The sequence below is a fragment of the Streptomyces sp. NPDC059743 genome (genome assembly GCF_042732975.1).
Lineage (GTDB): Bacteria > Actinomycetota > Actinomycetes > Streptomycetales > Streptomycetaceae > Streptomyces.
The window spans coordinates 1-14570 of record NZ_JBHWGS010000026.1 but is presented as its reverse complement, the minus strand read 5'-3'; the positions used below and the strand labels follow the sequence as shown (position 1 = coordinate 14570).

Annotated in this window: 13 protein-coding genes, 1 rRNA gene and 1 riboswitch; of the genes, 2 read left to right on the top strand and 12 right to left on the bottom strand. The window is 68.5% G+C overall.

Annotation, left to right across the window (positions count from 1 at the left end; all coding sequences use genetic code 11):
• Window positions 1-129: 129 nt before the first annotated feature.
• The gene (locus ACFV6H_RS34630; protein WP_066949957.1) at window positions 130-336 is read left to right on the top strand and encodes a DUF5999 family protein; all 207 of its coding nucleotides are present in this window, start codon (window positions 130-132) and stop codon (window positions 334-336) included.
• 135 nt (window positions 337-471) lie between these two features.
• Here ACFV6H_RS34630 and gcvP read toward each other — a convergent pair whose 3' ends face one another.
• Complete coding sequence (gcvP, locus tag ACFV6H_RS34625; RefSeq protein WP_385550438.1) at window positions 472-3357, bottom strand: aminomethyl-transferring glycine dehydrogenase; 2886 nt, start codon at window positions 3355-3357, stop codon at window positions 472-474.
• 176 nt (window positions 3358-3533) lie between these two features.
• Window positions 3534-3630: riboswitch (glycine riboswitch) on the bottom strand.
• 111 nt (window positions 3631-3741) lie between these two features.
• Between gcvP and ACFV6H_RS34620 the strand changes: the two genes are divergently transcribed.
• Window positions 3742-4146 carry a PRC-barrel domain-containing protein gene (locus ACFV6H_RS34620; protein ID WP_384986525.1) on the top strand — a complete coding sequence of 135 codons (405 nt, stop codon included), beginning with the start codon at window positions 3742-3744 and terminating at the stop codon, window positions 4144-4146.
• On the opposite strand, the gene ACFV6H_RS34615 is transcribed toward ACFV6H_RS34620, so the two are convergent.
• The 11 genes from ACFV6H_RS34615 to rrf form a co-directional block, all read right to left on the bottom strand.
• Window positions 4035-5576, bottom strand: a complete 1542-nt coding sequence (locus ACFV6H_RS34615) for a DNA polymerase IV (protein WP_385550436.1) — start codon at window positions 5574-5576, stop codon at window positions 4035-4037. The two genes, ACFV6H_RS34620 and ACFV6H_RS34615, sit on opposite strands and share 112 nt — an antisense overlap.
• 93 nt (window positions 5577-5669) lie before the next feature.
• The gene (locus ACFV6H_RS34610) at window positions 5670-6239 is read right to left on the bottom strand and encodes a MerR family transcriptional regulator (protein ID WP_385550434.1); all 570 of its coding nucleotides are present in this window, start codon (window positions 6237-6239) and stop codon (window positions 5670-5672) included.
• A 182-nt stretch (window positions 6240-6421) separates the two neighbouring features.
• The gene (locus tag ACFV6H_RS34605; RefSeq protein WP_006123076.1) at window positions 6422-6895 is read right to left on the bottom strand and encodes a bifunctional nuclease family protein; all 474 of its coding nucleotides are present in this window, start codon (window positions 6893-6895) and stop codon (window positions 6422-6424) included.
• A 53-nt stretch (window positions 6896-6948) separates the two neighbouring features.
• Window positions 6949-7686 (bottom strand): MerR family transcriptional regulator, encoded by a 738-nt coding sequence (locus ACFV6H_RS34600; protein WP_385550432.1) that lies wholly within the window; start codon window positions 7684-7686, stop codon window positions 6949-6951.
• Window positions 7687-7713: 27 nt separating this feature from the next.
• Window positions 7714-8535 carry an FHA domain-containing protein gene (locus tag ACFV6H_RS34595; protein ID WP_237539645.1) on the bottom strand — a complete coding sequence of 274 codons (822 nt, stop codon included), beginning with the start codon at window positions 8533-8535 and terminating at the stop codon, window positions 7714-7716.
• Between the two features lie 148 nt (window positions 8536-8683).
• Entirely contained in the window at window positions 8684-9427 is a 744-nt protein-coding gene (locus ACFV6H_RS34590; protein WP_385550601.1) for a DUF881 domain-containing protein, read from the bottom strand.
• Window positions 9428-9498: 71 nt separating this feature from the next.
• Window positions 9499-9831, bottom strand: a complete 333-nt coding sequence (locus tag ACFV6H_RS34585) for a small basic family protein (RefSeq protein ID WP_023543062.1) — start codon at window positions 9829-9831, stop codon at window positions 9499-9501.
• Window positions 9828-10757 (bottom strand): DUF881 domain-containing protein, encoded by a 930-nt coding sequence (locus ACFV6H_RS34580; protein ID WP_385550429.1) that lies wholly within the window; start codon window positions 10755-10757, stop codon window positions 9828-9830. Before ACFV6H_RS34580 ends, ACFV6H_RS34585 begins: the two co-directional genes overlap by 4 nt.
• Window positions 10758-10908: 151 nt before the next feature.
• Window positions 10909-13404 carry a sugar phosphate nucleotidyltransferase gene (locus ACFV6H_RS34575; protein WP_385550427.1) on the bottom strand — a complete coding sequence of 832 codons (2496 nt, stop codon included), beginning with the start codon at window positions 13402-13404 and terminating at the stop codon, window positions 10909-10911.
• 109 nt (window positions 13405-13513) lie between these two features.
• A complete protein-coding gene (locus ACFV6H_RS34570; RefSeq protein ID WP_066949929.1) occupies window positions 13514-14122 on the bottom strand; it encodes a CDP-alcohol phosphatidyltransferase family protein in 609 nt (202 codons plus the stop codon).
• A gap of 177 nt (window positions 14123-14299) precedes the next feature.
• Window positions 14300-14416: ribosomal RNA gene (rrf, locus tag ACFV6H_RS34565) — 5S ribosomal RNA — on the bottom strand.
• Between the last annotated feature and the right edge of the window lie 154 nt (window positions 14417-14570).

Sequence of the window (14570 nt, the reverse complement as noted above, 5' to 3'; positions counted from 1 at the left end):
CTGCCGCGAAATCCCTGCGGATTGCCATCTGTAGGGCAACACTAGGACTGGACCAAACAGATACGGGGGGCGGCCATGACCACATCGAGCCGCAGGACACTCACCACGACACAGCGAAAGAACTCGCCCATGTGCCAGCACCAACCAGCCTGCCCGACAGCCGACTCCGCCGCCCGCGACGCCGCACGACTGATGGCACACCACCCGGAGCAGGGCTGGAGTCTGCTGTGCAATGGCGTCCTGCTCTTCGAGGACACCGGTGAGCTGTTGCCGGACGGGCAGATCATCGCACCGCACCGCCCGCTGCGGACCGAACAGGTAGTGACGGCGGCCTGATGCCGCCGGGCGGCCTCGGGCCGCCGCGATGTGTGGGGCCGGCCCGGAGAACCTCCTCCGCACCGGCCCCGACGTATGACATGACCCGACCGACGTACGGCCGCAGGGCCGTCAGTGCGTACGACCGTATGACCGTCAGTGGTCGTACGCGTCCACCGGCGGGCAGGAGCAGACCAGATTGCGGTCGCCGTACGCGCCGTCGATACGGCGGACCGGCGGCCAGTACTTGTCCGCGGCGGAGACACCGGCCGGGAAGACCGCCTCGTCACGGCTGTACGGGTGCTCCCACTCACCGCCCAGCGCCGCCGCCGTGTGCGGCGCGTTGCGCAGCGGATTGTCGTCCGCGGACCACTCGCCCGACGCGACCTTCTCGATCTCCCGGCGAATCGCGATCATCGCCTCGCAGAAGCGGTCGACCTCGGTCAGGTCCTCGCTCTCGGTGGGCTCGATCATCAGCGTGCCCGCCACCGGGAAGGACATCGTCGGCGCGTGGAAGCCGTAGTCGATCAGCCGCTTCGCGATGTCGTCGACGCTGACACCGGTGGTCTTGGAGAGCGGACGCAGATCGATGATGCACTCATGGGCCACCAGCCCGTTGGGACCGGTGTAGAGCACCGGGTAGTGGGGCTCCAGCCGCTTGGCGATGTAGTTGGCGGCCAGCACGGCGACCTGCGTCGCGCGCTTGAGTCCCTCGCCGCCCATCAGCCGTACATACGCCCAGGAGATCGGCAGAATGCCGGCCGAGCCCCAGGGAGCCGCGGAGACCGGCCCGACGCCCGTGGCGGGCCCGGCCGCGGGCTGGAGCGGGTGGTTGGGCAGATACGGCGCGAGATGCGCCCGTACGCCCACGGGACCGACGCCGGGACCGCCGCCGCCGTGCGGGATGCAGAAGGTCTTGTGCAGATTGAGATGGGAGACGTCGGAGCCGAACCTGCCCGGCTTGGCCAGTCCCACCAGCGCGTTGAGGTTCGCGCCGTCCACATACACCTGGCCGCCCGCGTCGTGCACGGCCGCGCAGATGTCGCCGATGTGCTCCTCGAACACACCGTGCGTGGACGGGTAGGTGACCATCAGAACGGCCAGTTCCGGTCCGTGCTGGGCGATCTTGGCACGCAGATCCTCGACGTCGACGTCGCCGTCCTCACGGGTCTTGACGACGACGACCTTCATCCCGGCCATCACCGCGCTCGCGGCGTTGGTGCCGTGCGCGGAGGACGGGATCAGACAGACGGTGCGCTGTGTGTCGCCGTTGGCCCGGTGGTAGGCCCGTACGGCCAGCAGCCCGGCCAGCTCGCCCTGCGAACCGGCGTTGGGCTGGAGGGACACCGCGTCGTAGCCGGTGACCTCGGCGAGCCGCTCCTCCAGCTCCCTGATCAGCGTCAGATAGCCCTGGGCCTGCTCGGCGGGCGCGAAGGGATGCAGCGCGCCGAACTCGGGCCAGGTGACCGGCTCCATCTCGGTGGTCGCGTTCAGCTTCATGGTGCAGGAGCCGAGCGGGATCATGCCGCGGTCCAGCGCGTAGTCGCGGTCGGCGAGCCTGCGCAGATAGCGCAGCATCGCCGTCTCCGAGCGGTACTGGTGGAAGACGGGATGCGTCAGATAGTCGTCGCTGCGCAGCAGCGTCCCGGGCAGGGCGTCGTCCGTCGTCGCGTCCAGCGCGTCGAGGTCGCCCTCGACACCGAACGCGGTCCATACGGCGGTCAGTTGGGTGCGGCCGGTGGTCTCGTCGCAGGCCAGGGAGATGTGGTCGGCGTCGACGAGATGGAGGTTGACACCGTCCTCGCGGGCGGCGGCGACCACCTCGGCGGCCCGGCCGGGCACACGGGCGGTGAGAGTGTCGAAGTACGCGCCGTGCACGATCTCGACGCCGCCCGCGCGCAGGCCCTCGGCGAGGAGCGTCGCGTACCGGTGGGTGCGTCGGGCGATGCCGCGCAGCCCTTCCGGGCCGTGGTAGACCGCGTACATGCCCGCCATGACGGCGAGCAGCACCTGGGCGGTGCAGATATTGCTGGTGGCCTTCTCACGGCGGATGTGCTGCTCACGGGTCTGGAGCGCCAGCCGGTACGCCTTGTTCCCGTCGGCGTCCACCGAGACTCCGACGAGCCGGCCCGGCAGGCTGCGCGCGAACTTCTCGCGTACGGCCATGAATCCGGCGTGCGGTCCGCCGAAGCCCATCGGAACACCGAACCGCTGGGTGGTACCGACCGCGATGTCCGCGCCCAGCTCACCGGGCGAGGTGAGCAGGGTGAGCGCGAGCAGATCGGCGGCCACGGTGACGATCGCGCCGAGCCCGTGCGCCTGCTCGACCACGGACCTGATGTCCCGTACGGCACCGGAGGCGCCCGGGTACTGGAGCAGCACACCGAAGACACCGCGCTCGGCGACCTCGGCCGGGATGCCCTCGCTCAGATCGGCGACCACGACCTCGACGCCGGTCGGCTCGGCGCGGGTCCGGATCACGGCGACGGTCTGCGGCAGGGCGTCGGCGTCCACCAGGAAGACACCGCCCTTGACCTTGCCGACACGGCGGGCGAGCGCCATCGCCTCGGCCGCCGCCGTGCCCTCGTCCAGCAGGGAGGCGCCGGAGGTCGGCAGACCGGTCAGATCGGCGACGACGGTCTGGAAGTTCAGCAGCGCCTCCAGACGTCCCTGGGAGATCTCCGGCTGGTACGGCGTGTACGCGGTGTACCAGGCCGGGTTCTCCATCACATTGCGCAGGATCACCGGCGGTGTGAACGTGCCGTAGTAGCCGAGCCCGATCATCGGGGCCACCACGTCGTTGCGCGAGGCGAGCGTGCGCAGTTCGGCGAGGACCTCGGCCTCGGTGCGCGCGCCGGGAAGGTCGAGGGCCTCCGCGCTCTTGATCGCGTCGGGCACCGCGGCGGCGGTCAGCTCGTCGAGCGAGCCGTAGCCGACCTGCGCCAGCATCTTCGCCTGCGCGCCGGCGTCGGGCCCTATGTGGCGCTGTTCGAAGGGGGTTCCTCGCTCAAGCTGCGCGAGCGGAATGCGGTGGGCGGTCATCGGGAGGCCTCCTGGTCCGACACGACCTACGAGGGGCACCAGGACGCGGGTGCCCGGACGGCCTCCCCCTCTGTCATCTCAACCTGAGAGCTTCACCGGCCCGCCTGCGGCGCACCGGCTTTCACCGTCGGTGAGAGCGGATGCCGTCCGACGCCCGCCCTGCTTTCCAGAGTGACCTCGTCCGCGCGGTACGGGGGCCTGAGAGATTCCGGGGAGGATTTGCTCCTTCGGCGCCTCCGGCGGTTCTCCGGAGGACTCTCCCGCACGGGGTCAGCAGCCACGGCCAGACTACCAGCGAGGCCTTCCGTACGACTTTCGAGTGGCCGACGCCCAGTTTCTGCACTTTTGTAGTGTTACGAGCAGGTGCGACCAGTTGGAGGGACCGTGGAGACCGATATCGATCCGCGCAGTCTGATAGGCCGCAAGGCGTTCGACCGCAATGGCCACAGGCTCGGCACGGTGGACGAGGTGTATCTGGACGATGCCACCGGCGTACCGGAGTGGGCGGCGGTCCGCACCGGGCTCTTCAGCCGTGACGCCTTCGTCCCGCTGGCGCCCAGCACACTGGTGAACGACGCGCTCCAGGTGCCCTTCGAGCGCGCGCTGATCAAGGACGCGCCCGACTTCGGTGTCGGCCGCCATCTCTCCCCGGAGCAGGAGCTCCAGCTCTACCACCACTACGGCCTCGCCCTGCCCGAGCCGGATCCGGAGCCACCGGAGCGGCCCGCCTCCCTGTCCGACCGGGACTCCGAACGCGACTTCGGCCGGCTGGCGGGCCAGGACGACTGAGCGGAATCCGGCGGCTCCGGCACCACGGGCAGCGGCACCAGAGGCAGTGGCTCGGAGAGCACCAGCTCGGGATCGTCGGTCCAGAACGTCCTCACCCGTCCCGGCGCGGATCCCGGCTCCTCGAACCGTACGGTCACGCGCCGCAGCCCACTGCCCTGCACCCAGCCCGCGCCGTACTCGGCATGGCGCACATCATGTCCGGCCGGAAAGCGCCGCTCGGCCGGCGCCTCCGGCTCCCGGGCCGAGGCGCTCCCGTCCTTCACCGGCGGTGAGGGCGCGGCCTCTGCCGGCTCATCCGACGCGGCGGACGTGGCGGCGGACGTGGCAGGGGGTATAGCCGCGGCGGGCTGCTCGGCCGCCGCGGCCTGCGCGAAGAGATCCTCCTGCGTGAAGTCCGCGAGGCCCGTCACGCCCACACCCAGCAGCCGCACTCCGCCCGTCGTGTCCACCGACTCCAGCAGCCGTCCCGCGGCCTCCCGCACCACGCCGGGATCGTCCGTGGGCCCGCGCAGCGTCTCCGAACGGGTCAGCGTCGAGAAGTCGTACCGCCGGACCTTGAGCACGACCGTCCGCCCGGAGTGCCCGGCCGCCCGCAGCCGCTGCACACACCGGTCCGCGAGCCGCTCCACCTCCACACGCACCCGTACCCGGTCGTGCAGATCGACGTCGAAGGTGTCCTCGACCGACACGGACTTGGTCTCGCGCTCCGACACCACCGGCCGGTCGTCGTGCCCGAGCGCCATCCGGTACAGCGAGGCGCCGTGCGCCTTCCCCAGCAGCCGTACGAGCTCGTCCTCGCCCGCCTCGGCCAGCTCCGCGACGGTGGTCATCCCGGCCCGGCGCAGATGCTCGCCGGTCGCGGGCCCTACTCCGGGCAGCGTCCGCACCGGCATCGGCCCGAGCAACTCGCGCTCCGTACCGGGCTCGATGAGGACCAGTCCGTCGGGCTTGGCCTGCTCCGAGCCGATCTTCGCCAGCATCTTGGATCCGGCGAGCCCCACCGAGCCGGTGAGCCCGGTGACCGCCCTGATGTCCCCGCGCAGCCGCTCACCGGCCGCGAGCGCCGAGGCCGTGTCATGAGCCGATCCGCCGGCCTCCAGATCCACGAAGGCCTCGTCCAGGCTCAGCGGCTCCACCAGCGGCGAGAGCCGGCCCAGCAGCTCCATGACCTGCTCGCTGACCGTGCGGTAGAGCGAGAACCGCGGCACCAGATACGCCGCGTTCGGCGCCAGCCGTCTCGCCTGGGCCATCGGCATCGCCGAATGCACTCCGAACCGCCGTGCCTCGTACGAAGCGGTCGAGACCACTCCGCGCGGGCCCAGACCGCCCACCACCACCGGTTTTCCGCGCAGACTCGGCTTCGCCGCCTGCTCGGCGGCGGCGAAGAAGGCATCCATGTCCAGATGCAGGATCGTCGGCGCGGATCTCACACCACCGATGCTGCCTCACACCACTGACAATCGGCCGGAGATTCCGGCCTCGGACCGGCTTCCGGCCTCGACCTCGGACGGCCCCGGTCGACGTCAGACGGCCCTGTCCCGGCGCCGACGCGCCAGCTCGTCCGCCGGGTTGTGACCGATCAGCGTCTCGCCGGTGTCGATCCGCTCGCCGTGGAGCTGCGACAGCGCGGCCTGGACATCCCGCCACACCACGCCGACGGCGATCCCGAAGACGCCCTGGCCGCCCTGGAGCAGCCGCACGACCTCGTCGGGCGAGGAGCACTCATGGACGGTCGCGCCGTCGCTCATGAGCGTCATCCGGTCCAGATCCTGGAAACCGCGGTTCCGGAGGTGCTGGACGGCCGCCCTGATGTTCTGCAGGGCGACACCGGTGTCCAGGAACCGCTTCACGATCTTCAGGACGACCACATCGCGGAAGCTGTACAGCCGCTGTGTGCCCGATCCGTATGCCGGCCGCACACTGGGCTCGACCAGCCCCGTACGGGCCCAGTAGTCCAACTGGCGGTAGGTGATTCCGGCCGCCGCGCACGCGGTCGGGCCGCGGTATCCGACCGTCTCCGCACCGGGGTCGGCCGCACTGCCGTGAAGCGGATACGGACCGCCCGCCGCCGTACTGTCGCCGCTGCTTCTCACGCCGACCCCTCCGTCCTAGACCTGCCTTGTCGAAGGTAGGCAGTCACCCGGGGTGCGTCAACGATCGCCACACTCGCCACGCCGAGTGATAATCACCCTGAGAGTGGTTTCCCGTGCCCTGTTTCGGGGAAAGGCTGACCGAATGTGCTGACGGAGCCCGGCGCGGCGCTCACCGGCGGCCACTACTGACTGTTGGTTCCGAAATCCTCCGGCGAGATCTGGTCGAGGAACTCGCGGAACTTCTCCACCTCGTCCTCCTGCTCGTCCGGGATGGCGATACCGGCGTCGTCCAGCACCCCGTCACTGCCGTAGATAGGCGTACCCGTGCGCAGCGCCAGCGCTATGGCGTCGGACGGCCTGGCGCTCACCTCGACACCGCTGGCGAAGACCAGCTCCGCGTAGAAGACGCCTTCACGCAGGTCCGTGATCCGGACCTCGGTCAGCTCCTGGCCCACCGCCTCAAGGACATCCTTGAAGAGATCGTGGGTCAGCGGTCTCGCCGGAGCCATGCCCTGCTGGGCGAAGGCAATGGCGGTCGCCTCCCCAGGTCCGATCCAAATGGGGAGGTACCGGTCGCCTCCCACTTCACGCAGGAGCACGATCGGTTGGTTGGAGGGCATTTCCACCCGGACACCCACAACGTCGAGCTCGTTCACACAGTAACCCTAGGACGTGCCCGGCAGGTTTGGGTAGTCGGGCTCCCTCGCGATCAGTGCTGCCGGACCCCGAGAGCCGTCCGGACCAGGGCCGCGTGCAGCCGGACCGAGAGCGCCGCCAGCTCCTTCGTGGTGGCCTCGGCATGGGCTCTGGTCTGCGGATTACGGTGCCTGCGCAGCGGCACCACCTGCTCGACCAGTCCCGCCTCACGCTCGGCGGCTGCTTTCATGGCCCGAAGATGCCTCGGCTCCAGACCGAATCTCCCCAGATCCGAGACAAGTCTCGCGACGGTGACCGACTCGGCGTCGTACGCGCCGTCCGGCATCGGAGTGATGAGGCCGTACGCCTCCCACTCCTCAAGCCTGCTCTCGCCCACCTCCGCGGCGGCCAGCAGCTCCTCACGGCCGATCCTGGCCGCCGTCGGCCGCTCGGGCTCCGGCTCGCCGAAAAGGTCCGCCGACGGCTGCCGCTGCGGCCCGGGAGCGCCTCCGTACTCGCCACGGCCACGGGCGTCCAGCTGCTCCCGGATGACCTTCAGCGGAAGATAGTGGTCCCGCTGCATCCGCAGGATCCGAGCCAGCCGCTCGACGTCCTCGGGACTGAACTTCCGGTAGCCGGAGGGAGTTCTGCGCGGCTCGACCAGCCCTTCCGCCTCCAGAAAACGGATCTTGGAGATGGAGACCTCGGGAAATTCCTCCCGGAGCCGGCTGAGCACCACGCCGATACTCACCAGCGGGTCGCCCGTGGGGGCGGTGCCGTGTCCGGCACCGCCCGTCGGTGTTCGCGGCATGGACCTTCCCTGAGGGTCACACGCGGGTCACACGCCCCGCTGGCTCGCGTAGAAGACCAGCCGGTACTTGCCGATCTGGACTTCGTCGCCGTTCGCCAGCAGGACCGAATCGATCCGCTCACGATTGACGTACGTACCGTTCAGGCTGCCCACGTCCGAGACGGTGAAGCGGCCGTCCGCACCTCTGCGGAACTCCACATGGCGGCGTGACACGGTCACGTCGTCAAGGAAGATGTCGCTCTGCGGATGACGGCCGGCCGTCGTCAGCTCACTGTCCAGCAGGAAGCGGCTGCCCGAATTCGGACCGCGGCGCACCACCAGGAGCGCCGAACCCAGCGGCAGCGCGTCGACGGCCGCCTGCGCCTCAGGGGTGAGCGACGGGAGCGAGGTCTGGCCGGTGACTTCCGAGTCGTACGCCTCAAGACCCGAGATGGAGATCGTGGACGTCGTTTCAGAGGCGCGCTCGGCGGGCACTCCGCCCCGCAGCGGCGCACCGCAATTGGAGCAGAACCGGCTCGATTCCGCGTTCTGGTGTCCGCACCTCGTACAGACCGGCAAGCCCGCCATCGTGGGACCCTCCTGCCGCGACTGCCCCGCCGGGGCAGATGATTGCCCGAAACCTATGCGGCCGGGACCTGCGGGGTCAACAGACGACGCGCCGGTGGGCTCGCCGCCCACCTGGTCGCGGAAGAGCGGGCGCTCGCCGCTCTGCTCCTCGCTCTGACCATGGCGCGACGCGCGATGGCGGGCCGAACCGCCGCCGTCCTCGCGTGCGCTCTTGCCGAACAACTTCCCAAACAACTTCACGGGCGATTCCCCTTGACCGAAACAGACCCGCCCGTGGGGCAGGACGAACCCTGAATGAACACACCTGCCGACCCGGACATCTTGACAACGTCCGTATCCACCGGACAGTTTCCACCACACACCACGCTGATCGTGCGCCGACCCCCCGCAAGCTCATGCCCGCGTCCGACAGCCGCCATGCACCATCGGGTCACCCCGACGACGACCGAGCGTAGTCAGGCCGCTTCGCCGGTCGCAAGGCGTCCACAACGATCTTCTCAGCCCGTGTCACCGTGGCCGTGGCCTGCTCCTTCTCCAGGGTCTGGACCACGCCGCCGGGAATGTTGAGGGCGGGCTCCAGATCCTGCGGCTTGCCGATGACCTTGAACTCGTACGGGGCCGTGACCGGCCGGCCGTCCACCTGGACGTCACCACCCGTACCCGAGAAGTATGTATCCGCGACCACGCGCACACCGTCCACCTGGATGGCCTCCGCGCCGGCCGCCCGCAGCTCCTGGATCGCGTCGAGCAGCATGTCCGGCTCGACCGTGCCGCTCGGATCGCTGATCGTCAGCGTGATCCCGGGCCCCTGGGCGGCGGCCGTGCCGGCCAGGATGCCGAGCTGCTGCTCCTTCTCCAGCGTCTGCTTACGGGCCTCCTCGGCCTGGTCCGAGCTGTTCTCCAGCTCGGTGCGCTGGTCGTCCAGCCGCTGCTTCTCGTCCTCCAGCCGCTGGGTACGGTCGTCCAGCTCGTCCAGGATGCGCACCAGGTCCTCCTGGCGGGCGCCGCGCAGCGCGCTGTCGTCGTTGTTCGACCTGACCTGAATGGCGAGTCCGAGTCCGAGCACGAACAGCAGGAGGGCGACGACGAGTTGGGCCCTCGTGACCCGCGGCGGCCACAGGCCCGCCGCCAACCGCTGGCGCCCGGTGAGCTGTTGGGGCCCGTCCGCCGGCAGGAGCCCCGTACCGGCCGTACCGGCCGCCGTACCTTCTTCGTTCTTCGGTGTCTCCACGCCGCTCATCGGCCTCACGCCCGGAAGACATGCCGGCGGATCGCGGCAGCGTTGGAGAAGATCCGAATACCGAACACCACGACCACACCCGTGGACAACTGCGCGCCCACGCCCAGCTTGTCGCCGAGGAAGACGATGAGCGCGGCCACCACCACGTTCGACAGGAAGGAGACCACGAACACCTTGTCCACGAAGATCCCGTCGAGCATGGCCCGCAGACCGCCGAAGACCGCGTCCAGGGCCGCGACGACGGCGATCGGCAGATAGGGCTCGACCACCGCCGGCACCTCGGGCCGGACCAACAGTCCGACCACGACTCCCACGACGAGGCCCAGTACGGCGATCACGATGTGCCCTTCCCGGTGTCTGCCGTGCCCTGCCCGTCGCCCTTCCCGGCGTCGGCGGCCTCCGGCTCTGCTGTACGTACGATCAGGCTCGGCGCGGCAGGAAGACGCACCTCTTCCTGCTCGGAAATGCTGGTGCGGATGTCGAAGTTCTGCTGCAAAGAATGCAGATACTGACCATCGGCACTGTCCTGGAACGCGGTGCTCAGCTTCTTCCCGTCCCCCACCGCGAGCACCGTGTACGGCGGCACCAGTGGCCTGTTGTCGACCAGTACGGCGTCACCGGCGGCCCGGATCGCGGACAGCGCCGTGAGCCGCTGGTCGTTGATGGCGATCGCTTCCGCACCCGATTCCCACAGGCCGTTGACGACCCTCTGCATGTCCCGGTCGCGTACCCGGCCCGTGTCGGAGAAACCGCTGCTCCCTCGTGGCCCGCCGCCGTCCGAGCCCGACTCCTGGGCGTCGTCGACCACGAGCTTCACCCCGGGGCCCGACACCGGCGTCGCACCGGCCAGCAGGGCCGCCGTCTCACCGGTGTCGCCGCCGTGCGCCCGCAGGGCGGCGCGCTGGCGCGCCACCACCTCGGCGCGGAGCGTCTCGACCGAACTCTCCAGCTCGTCGGCCGTCGCGGTCTCCGCGTCGATACGGTCGATCAGCTCCTCGCGCTCCTTGGCCACCACCGGCGCCGAGATCCGCGCCTGGGCCGCGCCCACCGTGACCACCAGAGAGGCCAGCACCAGTCCCGCGGCGAGCCAGAGCTTCGCCCGGAGCGTGTTCGGCAGACCGCCCTCCGCGGCATCCCTGCGGGCCGCCGCCTCCGCGTATCCCTCATCGAGGCTGTGGTCCATCACATTGTTCAGCAGCGACATCGACGCATCGGGGCGAGGTGGCGGAGAAGTGGTGCTCCGAATGGGTGGCTGCTGCGGCATGCCGCACATCGTCGCACGTCGCAGCCGCTACCGCCGAATGGCCCCACCGGTGTGCCGGACGGCCTCGTGGGAGAGGTCCGGCACACCGGTCTCATCCGGCAATTCGTCCCTGTGAGATCCGGAATCCCTGGTGAGCTCCGGAGCTCCGGAGCTAGTGACCGGCTCCGTCGACCACGGCCGACCATTCGTCGAGCAGTGCCTGGGCCGAGGCGTCGTCAGGGCCTTCCGCCCACAGATGGGTGATGGCCTCGGCCGGATCAGGCAGGACCATCACCCAGCGGCCGTCGGCCTCCACCACCCGTACACCGTCGGTCGTGTCCACCTGCCGGTCCCCGGCCGCCTCCACAACACTGCGCATCACCAGTCCCTTGACCGCCCACGGTGTGGCCAGATCACGACGCAGCACATGAGCACGAGGGATACGGGCGTCGATCTGGCTGAGAGTGAGCTGTGTACGGGCCACCAGACCGATCAGTCGTACAAACGCCGCCGTGCCGTCGAGGACGCTGCTGAACTCCGGCACGATGAAGGCGCCACGGCCGTCGCCGCCGAAGATCGTGGACTCCTCGCGGCCCACCCGGGTCAGATCGTCCGGAGAGGTCGTCGTCCACGCCACCTGAGTGCCGTGGTACGCGGCGACCTGCTCAGCGATACGTGTGGTCGTCACCGGCAGCGCCACCCGCCCGCTGCGCCGCTCGGCCGCGACCAGATCGAGCAGCACCAGCAGGGCCCGGTCGTCCTCGATGATCCGCCCGCGCTCGTCCACCAGCGACACCCGCTCGCCCACGGGATCGAACCGTACTCCGAACGCGGCGCGCGCCGAGGCGACGATCTCACCGAGTCTGACCAGTCCGGACCGGCGGGATTCGACCGTCTCCGTGGGCCTGGACTCGTCAAGGCCGGGATTGATGGTCAGCGCGTCGACACCGAGCCGGCCCAGCAGACTGGGCAGAACAAGCCCAGCGCTGCCGTTGGACGCGTCCACAACGACCTTGAGCGCCGCCTCGGAGATACCTGTCGTATCGACATTGCGCAGCAGCGAGCCGGTGTACGAGTCGAAGACGCTGGCCGGGAAGTGCAGATCCCCGATCTCGCCCGGGAAGGCACGGCGGTACTCCTGGCGCGCGTACACCCGGTCCAGCTTGCGCTGGCCGGCCTGGGAGAGATCCGCGCCCCGCTCGTCGAAGAACATGATGTCCACGGAGTCCGGCACACCTGGCGAGGTACGGATCATGATACCGCCGGCACTGCCACGGGCCGTCTGCTGGCGGGCGACGGGCAGCGGTACGTTCTCCAGGTCCCGTACCTCGATGGCACTGGACTGGAGCGAGGAGATCACGGCCCGCTTGAGCGCACGGGCACCACGGGAGTGGTCACGTGCGGTGGTGACGGTGGAGCCCTTCTTGAGGGTGGTGGCGTACGCGCCCGCCAGCCGCACCACCACCTCCGGCGTGATCTCGACGTTCAGGATGCCGGAAACACCGCGGGCACCGAAGAGATGCGCCTGTCCCCGGGACTCCCAGATCACCGAGGTGTTGACGAACGCACCGGCCTCGATGGTCTTGAACGGATAGACCCGCACATTGCCCTGGATGATCGATTCCTCGCCGACCAGACACTCGTCGCCGATGACCGCGCCGTCCTCGACCCGGGCCGCCCGCATGATGTCGGTGTTCCTGCCGACCACACAGCCGCGCAGATTGCTGTGCTGGCCGATATAGACGTTGTCATGGACGACGGCTCTGTGCAGGAACGCACCGGTCTTCACCACCACATTGGATCCGACGACGGTGTGTTCGCGGATCTCCGCGTCGGCCTCGACCTTGGCGTAGTCACCGATGTACAGCGGGCCTCGCAGAACGGCGTCGGGATGGACCTCGGCGCCCTCGGCGACCCAGACGCCCGGCGAGATCTCGAAGCCGTCGATATCGACGTCGACCTTGCCTTCCAGCACATCGGCCTGGGCCTTCACATAGCTCTCGTGCGTGCCGACGTCCTCCCAGTAGCCCTCGGCGATATAGCCGTAGACCTTTTTGCCTTCCTTCATGAGCTGAGGGAAGACATCGCCGGACCAGTCCACGGAGACATCGGCCTCGACATAGTCGAAGACCTCGGGCTCCATCACATAGATACCGGTATTGACGGTGTCCGAGAAGACCTGGCCCCAGGTGGGCTTCTCCAGGAAGCGCTCGACCTTTCCTTCCTCGTCCACGATCGTGATGCCGAATTCCAGAGGATTCGGCACCCGGGTCAGACACACCGTCACCAGTGCGCCCTTCTCCTTGTGGAAGGCGATGAGGTCGGTCAGATCGAAGTCGGTGAGGGCGTCGCCGGAAATGACGAGGAAGGCATCGTCCTTCAGCGCTTCTTCGGCGTTCTTGACGCTCCCCGCGGTGCCGAGCGGCTTCTCCTCGTTGGCGTAGGTGAGCTCCATACCGAGCTCTTCACCGTCGCCGAAATAGTTCTTGACGAGGGAGGCAAGGAATTGCACGGTTACGACGGTCTCGCTGAGCCCATGGCGCTTGAGCAACCGCAGTACATGCTCCATGATGGGCCGATTCACCACCGGCAGGAGCGGTTTGGGCATACTCGAGGTCATGGGGCGAAGTCGAGTTCCTTCGCCACCAGCCATCACGACGGCCTTCATGTCGGAAGCGTCCTCCTTGAAGAGACGGTCTCGCCGACTTCACCCGTCCGGACAGCGGCCCCCAACGTCAGGCGTGGGCCGGCGACACTGCACGGCTCACATCGACGAGCTAATCGGCCGCGGTGTCCGCCTTGACGAGCCGACGGACCTGGACCACATACAGGATCCCTGCCCACCAATAGAGCGTCGTACCCCATCCTGCGAACGCCCATCCGAAAACTTCGGCGAGTGACGCAAGCCAACCACTTCCGTCACTGAGGAGCAGGAGCGGGAAGGCGTACATCAAGTTGAAGGTAGCCGCCTTCCCCAGGAAGTTCACCTGCGGGGGCGGATAGCCGTGGCGGCGAAGGATTCCCACCATCACCAGAAGCATCAGCTCACGGGCCACAAGAGCCGCGGTGAGCCACAGCGGCAGGATCTCCCGCCAGGTGAGACCGACCAGGGTGGAAAGGATGTACAGCCGGTCCGCGGCAGGGTCCAGGAGCCTGCCCAGACTGCTGATCTGGTTCCAGCGACGGGCGAGCTTGCCGTCGAGATAGTCGCTGACACCGCTCAGCATCAGCACCAGCAATGCCCAGCCGTCGCTGTTCGGCCCTCCGAACTCGGGGCGGAGGATCAGCCACAGGAAGAGAGGGACGCCGACGAGGCGGGCCATGCTGAGGATGTTGGGGATGGTGAGCACCCGGTCCGTCTGAACGCGAGTCTCCTGGACCTCCACCCGGGGGCCTCCTGTGTGGAACGTGCCAACGATGCCTCCTGACCTTACCCTCAGCGCCGGCGGCACAGTGCAAGGGGGTAACAACCGGACATCGGATACAGATCCCAAAACGTCCTGGAACGCAGAAATGCCCTGCACCAGAATAAATCCTGGTGCAGGGCATTCCCGTCAAAGATTGTTCGGCGGCGTCCTACTCTCCCACAGGGTCCCCCCTGCAGTACCATCGGCGCTGTGAGGCTTAGCTTCCGGGTTCGGAATGTAACCGGGCGTTTCCCTCATGCCATGACCACCGAAACACTACGAAACAGTGCTTCAACCGGGTGTTGTCACGGCTGTTCATTGTCTCAGAACTAACACAGTGGACGCGAGCAACTGAGGACAAGCCCTCGGCCTATTAGTACCGGTCAACTCCACCAGTCACCTGGCTTCCATATCCGGCCTATCAACC